The following is a 20,696-nucleotide window of genomic DNA, read 5'->3' on the forward strand; positions in this document are numbered from 1 at the left end:
AACCTGGTGTGCTGCAGCTTTCTTGAAAGGCTATGCACCGCCTCATGACTTTCGCTTTAGGCAATGACGCCGCGTGTTCGGTGGGTACAGACGTGATCTGCGTGCGTGGGCTCACCTTCACGTATCCGAAGAGTCCAGAGCCCGCGATCCGGGGGATGGACTTTTCTGTGGGGCCCGGGGAGATATTCGGGTTCCTCGGGCCCAGTGGAGCCGGGAAATCCACGACGCAGAAACTGTTGATCGGATTGCTGCGCGGGCACGGCGGACACGTGGCGGTGTGGGGGAAGGACCCGCAGCAATGGGGGCCGCAGTATTACCAGCGCATCGGTGTGTCCTTCGAGCTGCCTAATCACTATCACAAGCTCACCGGCGTCGAGAACCTGCAGTTTTTCGCCTCCTTGTATGCAGGCAAGACCCGCGCGGCGGCGGAGCTGCTCGAGGCGGTGGGGCTGTCCGATGCCGCCGACATCCGGGTGGGCAAATACTCCAAAGGAATGCAGATGCGACTGACATTCGCCCGCTCTCTCATCAACGACCCTGAATTACTGTTCCTGGACGAGCCGACCTCGGGTCTGGACCCGGTCAACGCACGCATCGTCAAAGACATCATCTTGAGTTTAAAAGCACAGGGCCGCACCATATTCTTGACCACACACGACATGAACACCGCAGATGAACTCTGCGACCGGGTGGCATTCGTTGCCGATGGCCGCATCGCAGCACTGGACACACCGACCGAGCTGAGAGTCGCACGAAGCCGTCGCATGGTCCGCATCACCTACCGCGGCAACGGCGGGATACTACAGAGCACTGAGTTCGGGATTGACGGACTAGCAGATGACCCGCAGTTCCACGAGCTCGCACGCAGCCGCCATATCGAGACCATCCACAGCACCGAGGCCAGCCTGGACGACGTATTCGCCGAAGTCACCGGAAAGCAGCTCGCATGAGCCGGCTGGCCCGCGCTGTGCGGCTAGAGCTCACCTTGCAGGTGCGCCAGAAATTTCTGCACGCCGGGATCTTCTCCGGTTTGATCTGGCTGGCGGTGCTACTTCCGATGCCCGCCTCACTGCGCCCCGTTGCCGAACCCTACGTCCTGATTGGGGATATCGCGATTATCGGGTTCTTCTTCATTGGAGGCACCGTCTTTTTTGAGAAGCAAGAACGCACCCTGAGCGCCCTCGTCTGCACACCGCTTCGCTTCGCCGAATACCTGGCGGCTAAACTCGTTGTACTGGTCTCGATTTCACTTGCTGTGGCGATCGCGGTGACCACCCTCGTGCACGGCACGCATTGCCGGCTCGCTCTGATGGGCGTCGGTGTGGTCTTGGGTACGCTGCTGATGCTGCTCACCGGGTTCATCACCTCACTGCCGTTCACATCGGTGACCGACTGGTTCATGATCACCGTCATACCGCTGGCTTTCATGCTGATACCGCCCGTGGTGCACTACAGCGGTCTGTGGCCCAACCCTGTGCTTTACCTGATACCCACCCAGGGGCCACTGATGTTGCTGGGGGCTGCCTTCCATCAAATAGAAGTGACACCATGGCAATTGGCATACGCGCTAAGCTACCCACTTGTCTGCATCGCAGCCCTGTGGATACTCGCCCGGCGCTCATTTATCCGGTACATCATCGAACGGCCCGGTGAATAGTCATCATGAAAATCGCTGTGGCATATACATTTCCGCGAATCAACACCAAAGCGCTAGCCGCCTTCGCTCGCAACGACCTACGCGGCACCTACCGTGACCCGCTGCTGGTAATGTTGGTCATCGCTCCGGTCCTATGGACCAGCGGAGTAGCGCTGCTGACCCCGCTGTTCACCCGGATGCTCAACGACAAGTACGGCTTCGATCTGGTTCCCTACTACCCGCTGGTGCTCACCGGGTTCTTACTGCTGACCAGCATCATCGTGCCCGGCGGGCTGGCGGCATTCCTAGTCCTGGACGAGATCGACGCCGGAACCCTGACCGCACTGCGGGTGACGCCGGTGCCGCTGGCGACATTCTTCGGGTACCGGGCCGCGACAGTTGCAGCAATCACCACGATCTACGTGGTCGCCACCATGTCCCTGAGCGGCATACTGGCCCCGGGCCTGACGTTCTCACTCATACCCATCGGCATGCTTGCGGGCATGTCGGCCGTCGTCACCTTGCTGCTTATTATCACCGTGGCCAACAACAAGATTCAGGGGCTGGCCATGCTACGGGCACTGGGCATGCTCATCGCGGGCTTACCGTGCCTGCCCTGGTTCATCAGCTCCGGCTGGAACCTCGCCTTCGGGATATTGCCTCCGTACTGGGCGGCCAAGGCCTACTGGGCGGCCGGCGAGCACGGCACCTGGTGGCCCTACTTGCTGGCCGGTGCCCTCTACAACAGCGCCATCGGGTGGCTACTCCTGCGACGATTCCTAGCCAAACACAACTAGTAACCCAATTGGCGTAGCGACAAGCCTTCACGCACTCGGCGGCTCGTTGCAGATCGGCGGGTTGACGCACAATGCTATTCGCGCGAGACCGCCCATCGAGCGGGGTGACGCCAAGTCAACCTGGAGGCAATCGGTCCCGGCCGAACTCGACCTGCACCCCGATCTGCTTGACCAGCGGGCCCATCGCGGTATGTGCGATGTGCCCTGGTGGGGTGCCGAAGGTCGAGAGGTTGCCTGCGGTGGGCCGCATGGACCCGCGCACGCTGTCGGTATGGGTGGTGGAGCCGAGTGGCAGGCGCCCACCGCCCGGCCAACCGAACTCGACATGCACGGGCCCCGTTTCGTCGCGGGCGGTGATGATTTCGCAGAAGCCGAGACGCGCGACAGCGTCACCCGGCTACGCAAACACCTGGCCTACGCCGAAGAACTCGACCGCGTCCTCACCACACGCGCCCAGGACGGCCACGGGGGCTAGTAGCGGTTATTCCTGGGAAGGCCGAGCCTGGTGTCCGGACCGCAGGCCGCCGTGGTGCTGATGCTGTGGCGAACTATTCCGCATTGGGTAAGGGGTCCTCTTACTTAGGAAGTCAACGCACAGTTGGATGGGTAGTGTCCGGGCCCTGTTTCTCCTTTGTTTACCGTTCTGTTATGTGAGCCTCTTAGACATTCCACCTGTACCCCGAAGGGGTAGCGGGTAGCTGTGGTGAATTGCCACTGCGGGTTCCTGGGATAGACCTCCGAATAGATCAACTGAGAGGCAATGCCGCCACATGCTGAAAAGCCTTGTCACCCTAACTGCTGCCTGTACGCTCGGCGCGACCGCACCGTTGGCTGTGGCCGATCCGCCCGGGGGTGAACCGATGCCCGATAGCGTCCCAGCCGCCGCGGCGGCTGCCCCCGCTCCAGCCCCGGCTCCTCCTGTTGATAGCGGTGCTGTTGCGTCGGGCGAGCCGGGCACGCTGCGCACGCGGGACGGATGGATCCTGGCGGTTGCCGCCAAGGATGAAACCCAGCTGCCCGTCGCGCCGCTGACCACCGCCCTGTCCTCGCGCGAGTATCTGGTGGGCGGCACATTCATCGGAGCTATCAAAGGCTCGGGCACGACGAAACTGACCGATGGTGTCCTGGAAGCCGGATACCAAATCGGTTGTGGCATAAGCGCCGACACCGTCGACTTGCGATTCGGTGGCAACATCACACCGCAGATCAGTCCCGCGGGCGCGCCCAGCATCGGTGCCGGTGTCTTCGCCCAGATCCGGCCCACCCTCAAGCCTGGAACGGCGACCATCATCCCGGTCACCAAGATGGCCTTCGAAGAGGAGACCACCGCCCGCGTCACGATCAACGCGTTCCGCATCAAGATCGACAGCTGCGTGGGCCAATCCTTCATCCGGTCCTACGCGATACTCACCAGCTCGACCGAGGACACGCAGGACGTGGTGACCTACATGGGTGTCACCAAGGCCGTCTGAAATCTTAAGCACCGCAATCTTCCTCAACCTCCCTTGATTAGCCCGAGAGGCCCAGAACATCATGCTCAAGACTCTTGCTGCACTCACTGCCGCGTGCACATTCGCAGCCACCGCGCCGCTGGCATTAGCCGATCCTGAACCGGTTCCGGCGCCCGCACCTGCGGCGGCAGAAGGCCCGGTGCCTCCACTGCCTCCTGCCGACGGCGAGCCTGGCCCACCGCCAGACAACGGCATCGTCGGCTCGGAGCCGCCGAGCGTCGTCACCACACCTGACGGTTGGGTATTGACGCTGGCTGCCGAGGAGGAGACCCAGCTGCCAATTCCGCCGCTGACAACTGCTCTGTCCTCACGCGAATACCTGGCCGGAGGCACCTTCACCGCCACGGTCAAGGGCAGCGGCAGCACCAAACCTAAAGGCGGAACAATAGAGGCGGGCTACCAGATCGGCTGCGGTATCGAGCTGAACTCCGTGCGGCTTACCGGCAGCATCGGCCTAGGGTCCTCGATAGGACAGTCCGGGCTCGGCAACATCAGCATGCCACTGGTCGGCAACGTCGAGGTCAGGCCTAAGCCCGGCGAAGTCATCAACGTCTCGGTGACCAAGAAGAAATTCAAAGGCAAGCAGACCCGAGTCACGCTCAAAGACGTACATATAAAGATCGATAGCTGCGTGGGACAGTCGTTCCTGCGCTCCTATGCGGTACTGACCAGCAAGAGCAGCGGCACCGAAGACATCGTCGCCTACTACGGAGTCACCAAGACCGTCTAACCCGGACCGCAGGAAGGTGCACGCATACCCATGATGCTTCCCGCTCTTTCAACCACAAGGTTCGGGGTTGCCGCAGCGATCGCAGCTGCTGCTCTGGTCGCCTCCGCGGCGACCTGTGAGGCTGACCCCGGGCCGGATACACCGGAGCGGCCGACGGCGCCAACCAGACCGCCAGGCTTACCGGAGCCTCCGCCACCGTCCCAGATCGGCAACCCACTGGCCATGGCGGGTACCGAACAGGGCCCCGGGGGCGTACCAACCAACCTAAGCATCGCAGGGGATCCGAGTCTGCTGGGCCAGAACGTGGCGCCAGCTGCCCCCGGCGGCACCGGCCCGGTCACGGTCCCCGGCGCCAACGCCCTCAACAACCAGTATCTGCTGCCACAGAACCTTACGCCAGCGGAACCTGGCAAGGGGGAAATCTACGGGGTCGCGCCCGGCGAGGAGACCGCCGATATTTCCGGAGGCGACTACCTGCGAAGGCTGTGGCATCAACACCAAGATGGCCAGCTCGGGGGCGGTCTGCTGGGCCGCCGACCCAAAGAGGAGCTAAACCAACCTCTACCCGGAACCGCACCCCCGCCCGGAACCCGGATTCCGGGCTTGGGCGACGACGCACACGGGCCCGCCCCAGAACAATGGCACTGGACCCCGCCCGAACAACCTGCAGGCGTTCCTTCGGCAGCTCCGACCGCTACACCTGATACGGGACATCCCTGAGCAGACTCCGCTTCTTCGCGGAACGTCCCTACCTCACTGGCATCAGCCCAACCGAAACCCGTGTTCGATTGGGCTGAAAGGCATCTGACACAGGACAGGACAACCGATTGATAAGACACGGAGTCATCGGCTATCAGAGCGGATGTCGATGCGAGGATTGCCAGACAGCTGAAGCCAGTCGCGTCCGCCGGATCGCAGAAGCTGAGCGCCTACGTTGGCGCGCCCTTGAGCAGACACCCGACGCAGCCGCTGCGAGACGCAGAACCGGCCTTTCAGATCACTACGGCACCCACACCCATCAGCGATGGACAGTGTCAGAAATCAGTGTCGCCCTGAACCAATCACTAAACCACGAACAAGTCGCCCATCTCACGGGCCGTACAACAAAAGCCGTGCGCCGTATGCGACAAAAACTCAACCCCCGGTTCTGATTCAACGCACCTAGGTGGCCGTGGATATTGCAGATCCGCAGTGCGCGAACTGCACCAGAACCTGGTCGGCTGGGCCTGCTCTACCGGGCGAGGTCGGCGGCGAGTTGTTGTATGCGATCGGTGATGTCGTCGCGGATTAGTCGCATGCGTTCGATACCGTCGATGCCGCGTTCGGAGGGTTCGTCGGTGTCCCAGTATTCGACGTTAACTCCTTCGGCTGCTGTGAGTTTGGCTTCCTGACCCAGAATGATGACGCGATCGACATTACGCAGCAGCTCAGAATCGATGGGCTTGGGGTGTTCGCTGCGGATATCCACTCCCACTTCCAGCAGTGATTCGGCGGATAGTTGGTTGATGGCTTCGCCGGGTTCAGTGCCCGCCGAGTAGGTGTTGATGCGCTCTCCGGCTTCTTTGTGCATGAGCCCGGCCGCCATTTGAGACTTGCCGCCGTTACGGCGGCATATGAACAGTACCGAGGGTTTTTCGCTGGACACTGCGGATTCACTCCTTGAGGGATGTGTGAAATACGTTGTACAGTAACAGAAATAGAGTCTCGCCCGATTGTTACTGGGTTGCGGTCACGCCCAGTTCGGCCAGCAGGGTGCGGACATGCTGTTCGATGCCGTCGCGGATGGGGCGGGTGGCATCGGCGGATTGTCCGGCGGGGTCGGGCAGGTTCCAGTTCTCGTAGCGTTTCCCGGGAAAGACTGGGCAGGCGTCCCCGCAGCCCATGGTGATCACGACGTCGGCGCCTTGCACGATTTCGTCGGTCCACGGCTTGGGGTATTCGCCGGTGATATCGATTCCTGCCTCACGCATCACTTCGATCGCGGCGGGGTTGATTTCACAGCCCGGCTCGCTTCCGCCGGACCAGGCCACGGCCTGATCGCCGGCCAGGTGGTTGAAGAACCCCAGCGCCATCTGGGAGCGGCCGGCGTTGTGGGTGCATAGGAACAGCACGGTGGGTTTGCCGTCGTTGACCTTGCCTTCGACCCGGGCCAGCGCGTGCAGGCGTTGGCGGGCGAACCGTTCGGCCAGCAGCGGCAGAAAATTGGGAACTGTTGCCCTGCCTGCGAATTGTTCGTAGGACGAGTGCAGGAACTGTTCAATGGTTTCAGCGCCGAAGGTTCCGGAAAACTCGGTCTCTAAGCGGGTCGAGGCGGTGTGCAGGGCGTGGCGCTGATCGATTGACAGGTCGGGATGTGTGCGGTGGGTCGCGGTGCTGTCGGTCATGGGTTATTCCGTCACATTCGTCATCGGGGCAGGGGCAGGGGCAGTGGTGAATCGGCGCCGCAGTGCCAGCGATACGTAGACGAGTGCGACGAGTACGGGCACTTCGATGAGGGGGCCGACGACGCCGGCGAGGGCTTGTCCGGACGTGGCGCCGTAGGTGGCGATCGCCACGGCGATGGCGAGTTCGAAGTTGTTCCCGGCCGCGGTGAACGCCAGTGTTGTGGTGCGGGCATAGCCGAGTTTCATGGTGGCACCGAGGAGGTATCCGCCGCCCCACATGATGGCGAAGTAGGCGAGCAGTGGCAGTGCGATGCGGGCCACATCCCAGGGCTTGGCGATGATCTGATCGCCTTGCAGGGCAAAGAGAATCACGATCGTGAACAACAACCCATACAGCGCCCACGGCCCGATCACGGGCAGGAACTTCGACTCGTACCAGGCCTGGCCCTTGGTCTTCTCGCCGAGGCGCCGCGACAGGTATCCGGCGAGCAGCGGAAAGCCTAGGAAGATCAGCACGGATTTGGCGTTCTGCCACGGCGAGGTGCTGATCTCGGTTTGAGGCAGGTGCAGCCAACCGGGCAGCACCGACAGGTAGAACCAGCCCAACACGGCGAACATCAACACCTGAAACACCGAATTAAGTGCCACCAGCACGGCGGCCGCCTCGCGGTCCCCGCACGCTAGGTCGTTCCAGATGATCACCATGGCAATGCATCTGGCCAGTCCGACGATGATCAGGCCGGTACGGTACTCGGGCAGATCCGGCAGCAGCAGCCACGCGAGCGCGAACATCAGCGCGGGGCCCAGCACCCAGTTCAAGACCAAGGAGCCGATCAGCAGCTTGCGATCACCAGTGACGGTGTCGAGGCGGTCGTAACGGACTTTAGCCAGCACCGGGTACATCATGATCAGCAGCCCGATCGCGATCGGCAGCGAAATGCCTTCGACCTGAACCTTTTCCAGTGCCGTGTTCAGGCCGGGGACGCCTCGGCCCAGCAGCAACCCCGCGGCCATCGCCACACCGATCCACACCGGCAAGAACCGGTCCAGAGTCGAGAGCTTGCCTGCCGCCGCAGGTGCGGCGGCAGGGGGCGTTGCCTGGGTCATCGGGTCGCGCAGCACGAGGAAGGCGCCTCGTCAGCTTCGGTGTTTTGAGTGGAATCATCAGTGTCAGTGGCCTCGACATGATCACAGGCGCACGCCTCACCCTGGCCGAGCAGTTCCGGGGTGGTACCGAAGGTCTCCGAATCGGCCAACACCGTGTAGATCTCCCACTTCTCGGCATCGGGTGCGGTGACCCACACCTTGTCCTGAGTGGCGAAACAGCACGTCGTCCCGATCTCTTCCTCGGTGAACATCCCCGCATCGGTAAGCCGGGCGATCTCCGCATGCACCTGCTCACTGGACTCGACCTGAACCCCCAGATGGTTGACGGTGCCGCCGCGGCCGGGGTTCTCCAAAAGCACCAGCTTCAACGGCGGCTCATCAATCGCAAAGTTCGCATAGCCCGGTTTACGCTTGGCCGGCTGCGCACCAAAGAGCTTGGAATAGAACTCGATTGACTCGTCAAGGTCATCGACATTAAGCGCAAGCTGTATACGGGACACGGGTCCACCTCCGAAGGAATGAGATATTCATCGAACTAGTCGGACAGCGCCCAGTCTGCCACTTCTTTGACATATGTCAACCCATTGGGGATGCTGGAAACATGCCCAAGGCACTTCCCACGGTGGATATCTCCGCACCGGTCTGCTGCGCGCCCGTAGCGGCCGGGCCGATGAGTGACGCGCAGGCGTTGGAGGTGGCGCTGCGGCTCAAGGCCCTGGCCGATCCCGTGCGGGTCAAGATCATGTCCCAGCTGTTCAGCGCCACCGAGGGCGAGATCATCGGCGGGGATCTGGCCGAGGTGCTTGGGCTCAGCGAATCAACGGTCAGTCACCACATGAACCAACTGCGCAAGGCTGGGCTGGTGGAGTCGGATCGACGGGGCATGAACGTCTTTCACCGTCCTATACCAGACGCTTTGACGGCCCTATGCACCGTTCTGGATCCCGACTGCTGCCGCTAAACCCTGGGCGACTTAGAGTCGCCCGCCCCATCCGCTATTTGCGAGACCGGTGGTGGTCTATGCGGTATGCCGGTGGTTGTCGGTGCCGCTGTTGTGTTGGCCGTTCAGTGGTGATTGCAGTGTGGGTTTGTCTACGGGATGTTCGACGATCATGTATTGGCCCATCATGCCCATGTCTTCGTGTTCGAGGATGTGGCAGTGGTACATGTACGGCCAACCGGTATCGGCGTAGGTATCGAATTTGGCGATGACTCTTACTTTTTCGAATGGCGCGACGTGGACGGTGTCTTTCCATCCTTGTTCGTACCCCTGGGGTGGGCGGCCGTCGCGGTCAAGGATCTGGAACTGGACGTGGTGGATATGGAACGGGTGGTAGAACAGGGCTTCTTGGTTGTCGATTTCCCAGATTTCGGTGTCGCCCTTGGTGACGATTTCGTCGATGCGGCCGTGGTCCATGGGTTTACCGTTGATGCTCATGCGGTCGGTGATACGGAATATTCTTGTCTGGGCGGCGTTTTCGGGGTGTAGGGCTTCGATGGTGTTGAGCTTGCCGGGCAGGGTTTGGTGTGGTGCGGGGGTGCCGCTGGGGCGCAGTTCCAGGATGGTGAAACGCTGGTATTCGTCGTTGTCGCCGACGGTCAGGGTGCGCATGAGGTGATACATCGGTGCGGCGCCGGGCACTTCATAGCTCATGAGGGTGACCGGTTTGTCGGTGTCGGTCATGTCGACGATGATTTCGGTGCGTTCCCCGGGGCTTAGGAGCATCCGGGTTCGCTCGATGGCGGCGGGCAGAAGGGCGCCGTCGGTGGCGATTTGGGTGAACGGGCGTTCGTCGGAGAATCCGAAGTTGTAGCGGCGGGCGTTGGAGGCGTTCAGGATCCGCAGTCGGACAAGTTTGCGGGGCACATCAAGGTAGGGGGCGTAGGTGCCGTTGACCAAGATGGTGTCGCCCAGTTCCCCGAAATTGTTTTGGGTGCGATCACGTAGATAAGTCATGTGGTTGTCGGGGTCGAAGTTACGGTCCTGCACGATCAACGGAACGTCGTCGACCCCGTACTGGGTGGGCAACCCGAGGGCGTCGCTGTTGTCGTCATCGATGAGGAACATGCCAGCCAAGCCTGAGTAGACCTGCTGCGCGGTGGCACCCAGGGTGTGGGGGTGATACCACAAGGTGGCTGCGGAGTTCTGGATCGTCCAGTGCGGTGACCAAGTTGCCCCGGGTGCGATGGGCTGGTGGGGGCCGCCGTCCATGACGGCGGGCACATGCATGCCGTGCCAGTGCACGGTTGTGGTCGCATCGAGCTGATTGGTGACCTGTACACGGACCCGGTCCACGGTGCGGGCACGGATAGTCGGGCCCAGGTAGCTGCCGTTATAGCCGGCAGTATCCGAGTGAGCGCCGGGCAGCAGTTCGGTGCGGCCGCTGGCCGCGGTGAGTGTGAAAACCTTCTCCCCGTTGATGATCACCGGCTCGGCCAGCGGCGGGATCACCAGAGGCTGCTGCGCAGCGGTGCCGGCGTTGACATGCTCGACGCCGCGCACATACGGGTACAGGAACGAAGCCGCCAGCGCCAGCATGGCCACAACCAGCGGCGCTCCCAGGACGATAACGGCGATACGCCAGCGCTTGGCCCGTGATCGTTGCTTCATGCCGCGGCGATCATCGCGGGACGGCGAGCGTGGTGCCATCACGAGTGCATGCCGGGGCCGGTGGCGCTGGATCCGGGTTGTTGTCCGGGGGCTAGAGTGCGGAATTGGCCCATCATGCCTTGGTCTTCGTGAAACAGCATGTGGCAGTGGTACATGTACGGGTTGACCGGGTCGGTGTAACCGGAGAATCGTGCCGCTAGCCGCACCGTGGTCTGCGGGTAGATGAACACGGTGTCCTTCCACCCTGCCAACTCTGGTGGCGGCGGTGCCCCGGCGATCTGAAGGATGCGGAACTGGGTGTCATGGATGTGAAAGTTGTGCGGCCAGACCCGGTCTCCTCCGGCGACTTCCCAGATTTCGTGGGCGCCGTCAGTGATGTCGAAGTCAATGCGGGCCATGTCCATGAGCTGGTCGTTGATCTTGAAGATGTTTTTGCCGGCGGCATTGGTGCCGCGCTGCAGATGAAAGCGCCGTACCAGCGCCCCAGCGGGCGGTGCGGCAGGCGGTAGAGCAGCCAGGGTGTCCGGCACCGCAGGGCTGTGGCGCAGGTTCTGTGCGGGGCGCAGCGCCAGGATGTCGAAGGACTCGGCCAGGCCGAACCGCCCGCGCCAGGTTTCATCGGGCCACCGGGTCATCGGGTAGCCGCGCAACATCACCGGCTTGCCCGGGGACATCTCGACGATGATCTCGGCGCGTTCAGCGGGGCTGAGCTGGATCCGTTGCAGGGGCACGGGTTTTTCGAGTAGACCCCCGTCGCTGGCGATCAGGGTGAAGGTGCGGTTGTCGCTGAAACCGAGGGTGTAGATCCGTCCGACCGAGGCGTTCAGGATTCGCAGCCGAACCCGGCCGGTGCTCACCTGCAGGTAGGCGCCGGTGATGCCGTTGGTGGCGGTGGTGTTACCTAGCAGGCCCCGGTCTTCGGGATCGGATTCATCCAACCTTCCGTCCGGATGGAATTTCAAGTCCTGCAAAATCAGCGGGATATCATCCACGCCATAGGTTTTCGGCAACCCCTCCGGGGAGGTGTCGTCGTCGATGAGGAACATGCCTGCCAGGCCGCGATAGACGTGTTTGAGGGTGGCCCCGTGCGGGTGCGGGTGATACCACAGTGAGGCTGCAGGTTGGTCGATGCGCCAGCTGGGCTCCCAACGGGTGCCGGTGGCGATCGGCTGGTGCGGGCCACCGTCATACCGGGCGGGCAGGTGCATGCCGTGCCAGTGCGTGGTGGTGCTTTCGGGCAGTTGATTGTCCACCGTGATGGCCACGGTTTCGCCGCGGGCCGCGCGCAGCGTCGGCCCCAGTACCGATCCGTTGTATCCCCATGTCGGGGTGCGGGTTCCGGCCACGATCTCAGTGGTGCCGGGTGCGGCCTGTAGCGTGAATCGGCGCACTCCGTCGATGACCTGGGAGGGCGCCAGCTGCGGGATCGGCAACGGCCGATCGAAGCCCATCGGACCCCCTGATGGTGCCGGAGAATCAGGTGATCCGTTGCCGCATGCACTCGCCGCCAGGGGTACCGCGGCAAGGGCTGCCAGGAATCGGCGCCGGTTAATCGCAGAGGAATCGGGGACGAACACCATCACCGCAGCGATGCTACCCAAAGATATCGGTTTACGATATCGCTACCCGATACACCGAAGCAGTGGTGATGAACGAATCGCGATGAGGGAGGCGTTAATGGACGAGCACGGCAAGATGCCTTGCGGCACGGTGTGGGAGGTGGCGGGGGTTTTCTTGCGCCTGGGCATCATCGGGTTCGGTGGTCCGGCGGCGCATATCGCGCTGATGCGCCAGGAGCTGGTGCGCCGGCGAGGTTGGGTTAGCGATGAACGGTTCGTGGACCTGATGGGCGCCACCAACTTGATCCCCGGCCCGAACTCGACTGAGCTGGCCATCCACTTGGGTTTTGAGCGGGCGCGCTGGCGGGGCCTGGTCACCGCCGGGGTGTGTTTTATCGTGCCGGCGGCGCTGATGGTGACTGCGCTGGCCTGGGCGTATGTGCGCTACGGCCAAACGCCGGCTGTCGAAGGGCTGCTGTACGGGGTGGTGCCGGTGGTCATCGGCATCATCGCCCACGCCTTGTTCGCGCTGCTGCGCACCGTCATCAAAGGTATCGGCCTGGCGCTGCTGGCCGCCGCCGCCCTGGCCGCCTACCTGGCGGGAGTCAACGAGCTCGTCATTCTGGCCGCCGGGGCGAGCCTGGCCGTTGCGGCACATCTGGCCAAACGGGCGCGCGGGCAGATACACAGCTTCGTGGCCGCACCCCTTGTCGCCGTGGGCCATCCACTGTTTGTCGACCCCACCGGCGGTCAGCTGACCCAGTTGTTCACCACGATGCTCAAAATCGGGGCCGTCCTCTACGGCAGCGGTTACGTGCTGCTGGCCTTCCTGCGCGGCGATTTCGTCGAACGACTCGGCTGGATCACAGGCCAACAACTCCTCGACGCGGTCTCCATCGGACAAGTAACCCCCGGCCCGGTGTTCACCACCGCCACCTTCATCGGCTATCTCATCGCCGGACCGCTCGGCGCCCTGGTGGCCACCATCGCGATCTTCCTACCCTCCTTCGTGTTCGTCGGCCTGCTCACCCGCCTCACCGACAAACTACGGTCGCTGCCCTGGACTTCGGCGCTGCTCGACGGCCTCAACACCACCGCACTGGCCCTCATGGCCGGAGTCACCTGGCAACTGGGCCGCGCAGCCATCATCGACCCACTCACCGCCGCACTGGCGGTGGCCACCGCAGTCGCGGTCTGGAAAACCAAACTCAATACCGCCTGGTACATCGCTGCCGGAGCCGCCATCGGCCTGGCCCACGCGGCACTGACCTGACAAAGACCCCGGCCGCAGCCACATTCGCGGTCGACAGCGCCCTACATCGGCGGTTAGCCTCACTGATAACGGAACCCGATATCAGCACTGGGAAAGATTCGAGGTCACCCATGTCCGCACCGTCATCGGCCACTTGGTTGCGCCTGGGGCAAACCAGCGCACCGGCAGCAACGATCCTGATCCGCTTCTATGTCGGGCTCATCTTCTTGTGCGAGGGAATCCTGAAATTCCTACGCCCCGAAACCCTCGGCACCGGCCGCTTCGACAAAGCCGGAATCCCAGCCCCTGCCTTCTTGGCGAACCTGGACGGAACACTCGAAACTGTCTGCGGCATCCTGCTACTGGCCGGCTTAGCCACCCGCGTGGCCGCGGTGCCGATGATCATCAACATGGCCGGGGCGCTGCTGATCACCAAAGCTCCCATCCTGTGGGCTGATGCAGCCCTGTTCCCCAAAGCCTCCGGATGGTGGGACTTCATCCACGAATCGCGCACCGACCTGGCACAACTCTGCGGTGCCACCTTCCTGCTCCTGGCCGGCGCAGGCGCCTACTCGCTGGATGCAGCCATCAACCGCCGGGCAGCGGCCACGAACCCATAGCGAAAGCCACTCAAGATCAAGGTTTTTGCTGATCCAGCATCTCCCGGGCCAGCTCGTCTAGCGCCCGCAAGTCCTCCTTGAGTGCGGCCTTACCCGCACGTGTTGCCCGATACAGCCGCCGGGCACGCCCCTCAACGACCAACTGCCGCGATGTCAACAAACCATCGGCCTCCAACCGGTGCAACGTCGGATACAGCGTGCCCGGGCTGATGTCGTAGCCGTGCCGGGCCAGCTCCTCGGTCATCCACGCACCGTGAACCTCCTCCTCGGCAGCGTGATGCAAGATATGCAGCCGCACCGCACCCCGCTGAAACTCCCGCACCCCAACACCTCCAAGAACAGTCACCAAACCGATATCGGCAACCGATTCTATCCTCTTTCATTACGTACCGAACAACCGTTTCGCGAAGCAGGGTGTGTGCGCGATGCCCCCGGTGCCACGCACTGTGCGCCCGGATTTCGGCGATGTCTTCAGCGCTTATCTGCGCCAGGTCAAACCTGTTGCAACGGGTTGGACAAGGTGAACGCACATCGTTCCAGGGTGCACGTGCCGCCCAGTACCTGCATGCTCCGGGGCGCGCCAAGGCCATCAAGAATGTCTTGGCCGCAATGAAGTCTGGCAAGCTCACGCCAGAGCTGTTGGCATACCAATACTTACAGACGCTCGTGAGAATGTCCGAGCCGAAGCCTCCAGGGCCCTGGATTAGTGCGTAGCACCGTCACTCCGGGTTAGTCGCGAAGACGGTGCCAGATCGTCGCCTTGCTCACCCCGGCCTCGAGTTCAGGGGCGGAAGTCGCCCATGCTGTCGTCGTCGGTTTCCTCGTCGGTGTCTAGCCATGCCAGGTGCTCTGGCTGGAACCAGCGGTTGAGCAGGAGGCGGAAGGGCACCAGCATCGCGATGAATAAGGGGAATAAGATTCCCGCCGGGCTGCTCTTGAGGATCCACAGCACCACCAGACACAGAAGCTGGACCAAGGTGAAAAGGCGGATGACTTTCCAGGGAACATGACGAACGTAGTGGGTGTCCGGGTACAGGTTGGGGTCGGTCAACCATAGTTTCAACCGCGCATAGAATTCCGTCCCGTTGAGGGTGGCAAATCCCATGAATAGGAACAGGCCGAAAAGTACTTCCATCGGAATTTGCTTGATCAGCGGCAACATAAAAACTGAGGCCGCGATCAGGATATGAATGGCCAGTGGGGAGACTCGATTTTCTCGGACAGCTACGATGCGTTCGGCGCTGGAATCGTTGCCTTGTCCTGTGGTGGTCGCCAGACTCTTGACGTGGTTAAGGGAATGGACGGTGGCCGCCACGATCCAGGGCAAACCGAACACCGAGCATATCGCGGTGATGACGCCGACGACCGCCAGGTCCAGGTGATAGCCGCCGCCTTTTCGCAGAGCATGCGACGGGCTGTTGACTAGGCGCGTCGTAATGTTCTGGTCGAGAAACAGCAAAACGGTGACCAGGACTGCCGGCCCGAGGCAGGCCACTATCAGCCAGACGGGCAACGAGAACATGTCAACGAGCCAGGACCGGCCGCTGGTGGTGCCGAAATGGTCGGGAATGGCCACGTCCGCCACCGCGACTTCTGGCAACATCAAGGCGAATAGTGTCATCAGGGCGATGGCGATGGTGGGCCCGAAATCGGCCACGAATTCACGGAACCTGCGCTGCAGGTACCTGGTCTGCAGGAACGTTTTGAAGGTGCGGGCCAACAGGAATGTTCCCAGTGCCAGCACCACGGTCATCAGGGCGGTCGCGTCGTTGCGGGGGGACGTAGTGAAGGGCGATACCACCGAGCGCGCTGCTTCGACGATAAAGATGACAGCGACCAGGACTGCGAAGATCTCATCGACGAAGCGGGTGAAGAACTTCATGAGCGCGCTGGCATCGGTCACCGCGAGGATGAGAATGAGAATGCCCGACCAGAGGCCCACCCAGGCGTAGACCGGTAAAAAGGGCACATCGAAACGCTGGCATATCGTGTACAACAGGCCGGTGAAGATGACGATGGGACCGGTGCCGCCCAACAGAGTCAGAGGCTGGGCAGAAGAAAGCGCGAACAGGATTCCGCCGACCGCTGTTACCACGATCATTTCCACGATGCCGATCTCACCGCCGGTCACAACACTGGTAAGACCACCAAAGGCAATAGCATTGGCAAGGCACGCGAAGAACAGAAAACCCACAGACGCTACGACTTTCGAATGCAGCCCGTCGGTGAAGTCGCTGACATAGGAAGGCAGCCTTCGCCGTGCATCCGCCCGAAGACCACCGCCCAACCGGCCCGTGTAGGTCAGGAGGCCGACCTCGTGTGCATGTGGGGCCTGCGACGCGCCGCTCCGTTTGTTTGACACGTACTTCACCTTATTCGACACAGTGAGGTGCTCTCAGCGACTTTCAGGCAAGTCGTCGAGGCTCAGACGGATCAGGACGCATGCTCCAGACGATCACCGCTCCGCGACAGGATCTGCAGTGCCACAGGGATGCCACCATCGAGATGATCCCAGGGCCAACCGCGTTGTGTTCGATCGAACATCGCATCTGCTGCCTGGCATCACGTTCGTCTCGACTACGGGGTACGTCCAGCGGCCAAGCCTGGCGCTACGTTGCAGGCGAGTAGCCGCTTGCCTAATCGTGTGGCGTCGATGGATCCTCGTTGGCTGTGGCTGCCCATAACTCTTGCTCATCGGGCTCAAAGCCATTATCTCCGAGGGGATCTGGTGGATCTAGGACGGTCAGCTCACCGGTATCGGGGTGCCTCTCGCACGAATGCGCGTCGACATCGCGCACTGCGAACAGCCCGGACAGAGTTGCAGAGACGCCACCACGTCGACCCTTCGGTGTCGGAAGTGCATCGGCTACTGAGATATGCAGCAACCGGGGCGTGGTGGCTATATCGAAATGAAATGCCTTGAGCATGGCTAAACATGCCGCGACCATGATTACAGAGAACGGTACCGCGGTGGCGATCGATGCGGTCTGTAGTGCCTGCAGGGAACCGCGCCCGCCAACAAGTAGTAGGACCGCGGCCGCGGTCCCTTCCAACACCGCCCAGTAGACGCGACTGAGCTTGGGCGTCTCCATTTCGCCTCCGGAGGACAGTATGTCGATCACCAAAGAGCCAGAGTCCGAGGAAGTTACGAAGAAGAAGACGATGACGGCGATGGCGAGCACGCTCGTGATCACGCCGAGTGGTAACCCTTCGAGCATCTGAAACAACGAGGTGTTGGGGTCTACGGCCTCGCCGGTCTCCGGGGCTGCTCTGCGCTGAAATAAGGCGGTGCCGCCAAAAACGGTGAACCATAGTGAACTGATCACCGTGGGCGCCAGCAGTACTCCGCCTACGAACTCGCGGATGGTTCGTCCGCGCGAGATGCGGGCGATGAACATGCCGACAAACGGTGCCCAGCTCATCCACCAACCCCAATAGAACACTGTCCAGTCGATGACCCAGCCATCGTGAGAGAACGGTGCTGTGCGCAGCATTAATGCCGGTAGGGATTGGATGTAACCACCGAGGTTTTGCACCCACGATTGCAGGAGAAACAGTGTGGGACCTAGCAACAGCACGAAGGCGGTCAAGGCCGCGGCCAACATCATGTTGATGTTGGACAGCCATTTAAGACCTTTACTGACTCCGCTGACAACCGAGAGCGTGGCCGCTGAGGTGATCACGGCTATCAAGGCGACCTTCCACCCGTTGGTGACCTGAATCCACCCCAGGTATTGCAAACCGGCCGCGATCTGTGTGATGCCGAAACCTAGTGAGGTCGCGACACCGAACAATGTGCCGACGATCGCCACGACATCGACTACATCGCCGATGAATCCCTCCACGCGCTGACGTCCTAGTAGCGGCTCTAACAACCACCGCACCGACAAGGGGCGTCCCTTGCGATAGGTCATATAGGCCATGCCGAGGCCGACGACCACGTAGATGCTCCAGGCATGCAGCCCCCAATGGAACAAGGTCAATGACATGGCCTGGTTTGCTGCCGCGGTGGTCTGTGCTGGGATACCACGCGACGCGGGGGGATGCATGTAGTGGCTTAGTGGTTCGGCGACACCGTAGAAGACCAGGCCGATCCCCATTCCTGCGCTGAACAGCATGGCCAGCCACGCGGGGAAGCTGAATTCGGGCTGCTCATCGTCTCGGCCCAGCCGGATGGTGCCGACTCGGGAAAGGCCGCAGTACAACGCGAACGCCACAAATCCGGTGGCAATGAGGATGTACCACCAGCCGACCCCCTCGCCGATTGTCTTGTTCAGCTGGGCAAACGCATCCTGTTTGCCTTTCGCCAACACGACGGCGAGGGCGATCATCGCGATGATGATGATCGATGCCGGAATGAAGACTTGGGGCCTGATGCTGCGCCAGGCACGCCGCACCGGATTCGCGGTGCCCTGGGTGTTGTCAGGTGGGGTCGATTGCGGTGTCAACGTACTACCGTCCTCGTCAAAGTCTCATCACGTATCAGCGTCGGTGCCGGTAACCCTAAGCGACGGCGCCGCCCAGCACACCCCGACCGCGCCCCTTACGCAGCTCAGATAGTTACTCACAGCGCAGGTAGAGATGCCGCCACTGTTCTAGATTTAGGCTCTAAACGTCTGATGACTCAGCTAAGGCGGCGGGTACTACACGTAGCTAAACTCTGTCGCGTCGAGGTCCGGCCTTGTCGCCGCGCTCGCCAGATCGCGCTGAAGGCGAGCACCTTCTCTAACTCCAGGGTTATATCGAGCAACTCGGGGCTCCATCCGAAGATATTGATCAGAATGGATTCCTCGTGGCTTTGGTCATCCACATCGACGATCACAACACCGAGTATCAGCATGATCAGCCAAAAAGTTGCTTGGGCGACTGTCTGGGCGGAGGAAAGCCGCACCGGTCTTCGGGGGCTGCGAGAACGCAAGGGCTGTCGAGGCAATCAACGCTACGACGAGAACCGGGACGATGAACACCAGCATGAGTAGCGCGATCCCGGCCAACGTTGCGCCGAACAGACCACGGCCCACCCACAGCACCGCCATTACATTGAACGGGATCGTCAAATCGAACACTGCCCGGCGGAATTTGATCATGTAGCAAACATTAGGCATCAGGGCAAGCCGCCAAGAGAAGTCTTTTGCAACAGCGTCCTACCTCAGGATCGATGACCAACCGGTTCCTGGGGTGGAACCGCGGGCGGAGCTCTGCCTGATGTCAGTGGGTTGAGTTAGTGTCGCGATTACGCAACGGCAGGGGTGTCCTTGGGTCGGTTCTCAGATACTAGGGTTACCCTGCGGTTTGTAGGAACATTCATACGCAGGGGAGGTGAGATGCGGATGACCATCACGGACAACGATGACGTGCGGTCTCCCCTCGGGGCGCCTGAGGGGACCGACATAGATTGGCAAAAGAAAATAGCGATAGCTCAGCACGCTCGAGAACAGGCAAAGAACGCGCGAAGCGGCAAGCCGAAGAGCTTCCGGCAGGCGGTCGGAATCAGGCGGTAACACAGTCCCGAACCCCGCTTTTCGGTGCACGACATGAGGCTCGGTATACGCGCCAGTCATTGATCCGCCGGTATCAAGAAGTGACCGGCGCGAATCTGATCGTAATGCTCGATCAGATCTTCCCGCAAAACATCACCTATCTTGAGGAAGTCCTGTTCGACTGTCCCGGGGATAAGCCGATGCATGTGCTGCTGTCCTCCCCTGGTGGTGATGGTGAGACGGCGATCAGGATCGTGCGGGCGTTGCGTTGTCGATGCACTGAACTGACCATCCTGGTTCCGGATATGGCCAAGAGCGCGGCGACGATCTTGTGCCTGGGCGCGGACCGAATCTTGATGGGCCCGGGCGGGGACCTGGGTCCTGTGGACCCGCAGTTCCAGATCGGTGGCCGATCATTGGCCAGTGCCAAAGAGATCGTGGCTGCGGTCGACGAAGCTGAGGCCCGCGTGACCAAATCCCCGGACGCCTATCCGCTATTTAGTTCGCTGCTGGCCGATGTGAATATGTTGATGGTGGAGCAAGCACGCAGTGCGCTGGCCAGATCCGAAGCACTGGTTTTGGAGGCGTTGCTGTCGAACAGTCGGCGAGATGCCGAGCGCGCCAAAGAGCTGGCAACCGCACTCAAGGCCCCGCTGATCGATGACCCCGATTCGCACTCGGCAGTCATTTCCGCCGATGCCGCAGCCCAATTCGGGCTTCCCGCCGAGAAATTCGACCTTCAGTCCCGCGAATGGGAAATCATCTGGCAACTTTGGGCCCGCTACTTCACCCTCGGGTGCTGGCCCAACGGCCAGGTTGCGGTGTACGAGGGCGAACGAGCATCACATGTAATCGCACCACCGGGATACAACGCCAACTAGGCGAACCTGGGCTTTCTGATATTCATCCAGAATCCACGCGTGACTGCAATCCTCGACAAGTCCACCGGGGGCACGTGGCGTTGAAGGTGCCCGCAAGCCTTGAACCTCCCAACGGTAACGAGTCCCGT

General features: G+C 61.7%; 22 protein-coding genes and 1 pseudogene. 12 read left to right on the forward strand and 11 right to left on the reverse strand.

What is annotated here, in order from left to right; genetic code table 11:
* Positions 1–44: 44 nt before the first annotated feature.
* The 3 genes from AOT83_RS00510 to AOT83_RS00520 are packed head-to-tail and all read left to right on the forward strand — an operon-like array spanning position 45 to position 2,433.
* Positions 45–950, forward strand: coding sequence for an ABC transporter ATP-binding protein (locus AOT83_RS00510; RefSeq protein WP_057966316.1), 906 nt, complete (start codon positions 45–47; stop codon positions 948–950).
* Positions 947–1,657 carry a hypothetical protein gene (locus tag AOT83_RS00515; RefSeq protein ID WP_057966298.1) on the forward strand — a complete coding sequence of 237 codons (711 nt, stop codon included), beginning with the start codon at positions 947–949 and terminating at the stop codon, positions 1,655–1,657. Before AOT83_RS00510 ends, AOT83_RS00515 begins: the two co-directional genes overlap by 4 nt.
* Before the next feature lie 17 nt (positions 1,658–1,674).
* The gene (locus AOT83_RS00520) at positions 1,675–2,433 is read left to right on the forward strand and encodes an ABC transporter permease (protein ID WP_232783353.1); all 759 of its coding nucleotides are present in this window, start codon (positions 1,675–1,677) and stop codon (positions 2,431–2,433) included.
* Positions 2,434–2,548: 115 nt separating this feature from the next.
* On the opposite strand, the gene AOT83_RS28305 is transcribed toward AOT83_RS00520, so the two are convergent.
* Positions 2,549–2,683, reverse strand: a complete 135-nt coding sequence (locus AOT83_RS28305) for a hypothetical protein (RefSeq protein ID WP_267888624.1) — start codon at positions 2,681–2,683, stop codon at positions 2,549–2,551.
* 21 nt (positions 2,684–2,704) lie between these two features.
* Between AOT83_RS28305 and AOT83_RS28080 the strand changes: the two genes are divergently transcribed.
* From AOT83_RS28080 to AOT83_RS27560, 4 genes are all read left to right on the forward strand, one after another.
* Complete coding sequence (locus tag AOT83_RS28080) at positions 2,705–2,908, forward strand: hypothetical protein (protein WP_057990350.1); 204 nt, start codon at positions 2,705–2,707, stop codon at positions 2,906–2,908.
* A 295-nt stretch (positions 2,909–3,203) separates the two neighbouring features.
* Positions 3,204–3,905: an MspA family porin gene (locus AOT83_RS00530; RefSeq protein WP_057966300.1), complete on the forward strand. Its 702-nt coding sequence runs from the start codon at positions 3,204–3,206 to the stop codon at positions 3,903–3,905.
* Between the two features lie 61 nt (positions 3,906–3,966).
* Positions 3,967–4,674, forward strand: coding sequence for an MspA family porin (locus AOT83_RS00535; RefSeq protein WP_057966301.1), 708 nt, complete (start codon positions 3,967–3,969; stop codon positions 4,672–4,674).
* Positions 4,675–4,704: 30 nt separating this feature from the next.
* A complete protein-coding gene (locus tag AOT83_RS27560; RefSeq protein ID WP_131726952.1) occupies positions 4,705–5,394 on the forward strand; it encodes a hypothetical protein in 690 nt (229 codons plus the stop codon).
* Positions 5,395–5,905: 511 nt separating this feature from the next.
* Here the strand turns inward: AOT83_RS27560 and AOT83_RS00545 are convergent.
* From AOT83_RS00545 to AOT83_RS00560, 4 genes are all read right to left on the reverse strand, one after another.
* Positions 5,906–6,319 (reverse strand): low molecular weight phosphatase family protein, encoded by a 414-nt coding sequence (locus AOT83_RS00545; RefSeq protein ID WP_075874095.1) that lies wholly within the window; start codon positions 6,317–6,319, stop codon positions 5,906–5,908.
* 70 nt (positions 6,320–6,389) lie between these two features.
* The gene (locus AOT83_RS00550) at positions 6,390–7,058 is read right to left on the reverse strand and encodes an arsenate reductase ArsC (protein ID WP_057966303.1); all 669 of its coding nucleotides are present in this window, start codon (positions 7,056–7,058) and stop codon (positions 6,390–6,392) included.
* A gap of 3 nt (positions 7,059–7,061) precedes the next feature.
* Positions 7,062–8,165 (reverse strand): ACR3 family arsenite efflux transporter, encoded by a 1,104-nt coding sequence (gene arsB, locus AOT83_RS00555; protein ID WP_057966318.1) that lies wholly within the window; start codon positions 8,163–8,165, stop codon positions 7,062–7,064.
* The gene (locus AOT83_RS00560; protein ID WP_057966304.1) at positions 8,162–8,665 is read right to left on the reverse strand and encodes an ArsI/CadI family heavy metal resistance metalloenzyme; all 504 of its coding nucleotides are present in this window, start codon (positions 8,663–8,665) and stop codon (positions 8,162–8,164) included. Before AOT83_RS00560 ends, arsB begins: the two co-directional genes overlap by 4 nt.
* Positions 8,666–8,766: 101 nt before the next feature.
* On the opposite strand from AOT83_RS00560, the gene AOT83_RS00565 reads away from it, so the two are divergent.
* Positions 8,767–9,126: an Rv2640c family ArsR-like transcriptional regulator gene (locus AOT83_RS00565; protein WP_057966305.1), complete on the forward strand. Its 360-nt coding sequence runs from the start codon at positions 8,767–8,769 to the stop codon at positions 9,124–9,126.
* 57 nt (positions 9,127–9,183) lie between these two features.
* Here AOT83_RS00565 and AOT83_RS00570 read toward each other — a convergent pair whose 3' ends face one another.
* Together AOT83_RS00570 and AOT83_RS00575 are read right to left on the reverse strand one after the other, a co-directional pair.
* On the reverse strand, positions 9,184–10,776 hold the full coding sequence (locus tag AOT83_RS00570; RefSeq protein ID WP_057966306.1) for a multicopper oxidase domain-containing protein: 1,593 nt from the start codon (positions 10,774–10,776) through the stop codon (positions 9,184–9,186).
* Between the two features lie 38 nt (positions 10,777–10,814).
* Positions 10,815–12,356, reverse strand: coding sequence for a multicopper oxidase domain-containing protein (locus tag AOT83_RS00575; protein WP_057966307.1), 1,542 nt, complete (start codon positions 12,354–12,356; stop codon positions 10,815–10,817).
* 97 nt (positions 12,357–12,453) lie between these two features.
* On the opposite strand from AOT83_RS00575, the gene chrA reads away from it, so the two are divergent.
* Both chrA and AOT83_RS00585 read left to right on the forward strand, forming a co-directional pair.
* On the forward strand, positions 12,454–13,608 hold the full coding sequence (chrA, locus tag AOT83_RS00580; protein ID WP_057966308.1) for a chromate efflux transporter: 1,155 nt from the start codon (positions 12,454–12,456) through the stop codon (positions 13,606–13,608).
* A 110-nt stretch (positions 13,609–13,718) separates the two neighbouring features.
* The gene (locus tag AOT83_RS00585; RefSeq protein ID WP_057966309.1) at positions 13,719–14,207 is read left to right on the forward strand and encodes a DoxX family protein; all 489 of its coding nucleotides are present in this window, start codon (positions 13,719–13,721) and stop codon (positions 14,205–14,207) included.
* A gap of 16 nt (positions 14,208–14,223) precedes the next feature.
* Here AOT83_RS00585 and AOT83_RS00590 read toward each other — a convergent pair whose 3' ends face one another.
* Positions 14,224–14,529 carry a PadR family transcriptional regulator gene (locus AOT83_RS00590; protein WP_049232775.1) on the reverse strand — a complete coding sequence of 102 codons (306 nt, stop codon included), beginning with the start codon at positions 14,527–14,529 and terminating at the stop codon, positions 14,224–14,226.
* 218 nt (positions 14,530–14,747) lie between these two features.
* Between AOT83_RS00590 and AOT83_RS27565 the strand changes: the two are divergent.
* Positions 14,748–14,888: pseudogene (locus AOT83_RS27565) on the forward strand (SPFH/Band 7/PHB domain protein); the annotation flags it as partial.
* A 100-nt stretch (positions 14,889–14,988) separates the two neighbouring features.
* Here AOT83_RS27565 and AOT83_RS00595 read toward each other — a convergent pair.
* The 3 genes from AOT83_RS00595 to AOT83_RS27570 form a co-directional block, all read right to left on the reverse strand.
* Positions 14,989–16,569 carry a sodium bicarbonate transporter family protein gene (locus AOT83_RS00595; protein ID WP_057966319.1) on the reverse strand — a complete coding sequence of 527 codons (1,581 nt, stop codon included), beginning with the start codon at positions 16,567–16,569 and terminating at the stop codon, positions 14,989–14,991.
* Positions 16,570–16,843: 274 nt separating this feature from the next.
* Positions 16,844–18,604, reverse strand: a complete 1,761-nt coding sequence (locus AOT83_RS00600) for a BCCT family transporter (RefSeq protein WP_232783354.1) — start codon at positions 18,602–18,604, stop codon at positions 16,844–16,846.
* Between the two features lie 405 nt (positions 18,605–19,009).
* The gene (locus AOT83_RS27570) at positions 19,010–19,294 is read right to left on the reverse strand and encodes a hypothetical protein (RefSeq protein ID WP_131726953.1); all 285 of its coding nucleotides are present in this window, start codon (positions 19,292–19,294) and stop codon (positions 19,010–19,012) included.
* Between the two features lie 518 nt (positions 19,295–19,812).
* Here AOT83_RS27570 and AOT83_RS00610 point away from each other — a divergent pair.
* Positions 19,813–20,568 carry a serine dehydrogenase gene (locus AOT83_RS00610; RefSeq protein WP_075908357.1) on the forward strand — a complete coding sequence of 252 codons (756 nt, stop codon included), beginning with the start codon at positions 19,813–19,815 and terminating at the stop codon, positions 20,566–20,568.
* Positions 20,569–20,696: the final 128 nt, after the last annotated feature.

Origin of the sequence: Mycobacteroides sp. H001 (assembly GCF_001440005.1) — a bacterium.
Taxonomy (GTDB): Bacteria; Actinomycetota; Actinomycetes; order Mycobacteriales; family Mycobacteriaceae; genus Mycobacterium; species Mycobacterium gwanakae.

Excerpts from the sequence above, each read along its gene's own strand:
- AOT83_RS27570 (WP_131726953.1), bottom strand. The coding sequence starts at position 19,294 with ATGATCAAATTCCGCCGGGCAGTGTTCGATTTGACGATCCCGTTCAAT.
- AOT83_RS00610 (WP_075908357.1), top strand. The coding sequence starts at position 19,813 with ATGCTCGATCAGATCTTCCCGCAAAACATCACCTATCTTGAGGAAGTC.
- AOT83_RS00575 (WP_057966307.1), bottom strand. The coding sequence starts at position 12,356 with ATGGTGTTCGTCCCCGATTCCTCTGCGATTAACCGGCGCCGATTCCTG.
- AOT83_RS00510 (WP_057966316.1), top strand. The coding sequence starts at position 45 with ATGACTTTCGCTTTAGGCAATGACGCCGCGTGTTCGGTGGGTACAGAC.
- AOT83_RS28080 (WP_057990350.1), top strand. The coding sequence starts at position 2,705 with ATGGGTGGTGGAGCCGAGTGGCAGGCGCCCACCGCCCGGCCAACCGAA.
- AOT83_RS00565 (WP_057966305.1), top strand. The coding sequence starts at position 8,767 with ATGCCCAAGGCACTTCCCACGGTGGATATCTCCGCACCGGTCTGCTGC.
- AOT83_RS00570 (WP_057966306.1), bottom strand. The coding sequence starts at position 10,776 with ATGAAGCAACGATCACGGGCCAAGCGCTGGCGTATCGCCGTTATCGTC.
- AOT83_RS28305 (WP_267888624.1), bottom strand. The coding sequence starts at position 2,683 with ATGCGGCCCACCGCAGGCAACCTCTCGACCTTCGGCACCCCACCAGGG.
- AOT83_RS00535 (WP_057966301.1), top strand. The coding sequence starts at position 3,967 with ATGCTCAAGACTCTTGCTGCACTCACTGCCGCGTGCACATTCGCAGCC.
- AOT83_RS00585 (WP_057966309.1), top strand. The coding sequence starts at position 13,719 with ATGTCCGCACCGTCATCGGCCACTTGGTTGCGCCTGGGGCAAACCAGC.
- AOT83_RS27560 (WP_131726952.1), top strand. The coding sequence starts at position 4,705 with ATGATGCTTCCCGCTCTTTCAACCACAAGGTTCGGGGTTGCCGCAGCG.
- chrA (WP_057966308.1), top strand. The coding sequence starts at position 12,454 with ATGGACGAGCACGGCAAGATGCCTTGCGGCACGGTGTGGGAGGTGGCG.
- AOT83_RS00530 (WP_057966300.1), top strand. The coding sequence starts at position 3,204 with ATGCTGAAAAGCCTTGTCACCCTAACTGCTGCCTGTACGCTCGGCGCG.
- AOT83_RS00550 (WP_057966303.1), bottom strand. The coding sequence starts at position 7,058 with ATGACCGACAGCACCGCGACCCACCGCACACATCCCGACCTGTCAATC.
- AOT83_RS00515 (WP_057966298.1), top strand. The coding sequence starts at position 947 with ATGAGCCGGCTGGCCCGCGCTGTGCGGCTAGAGCTCACCTTGCAGGTG.
- arsB (WP_057966318.1), bottom strand. The coding sequence starts at position 8,165 with ATGACCCAGGCAACGCCCCCTGCCGCCGCACCTGCGGCGGCAGGCAAG.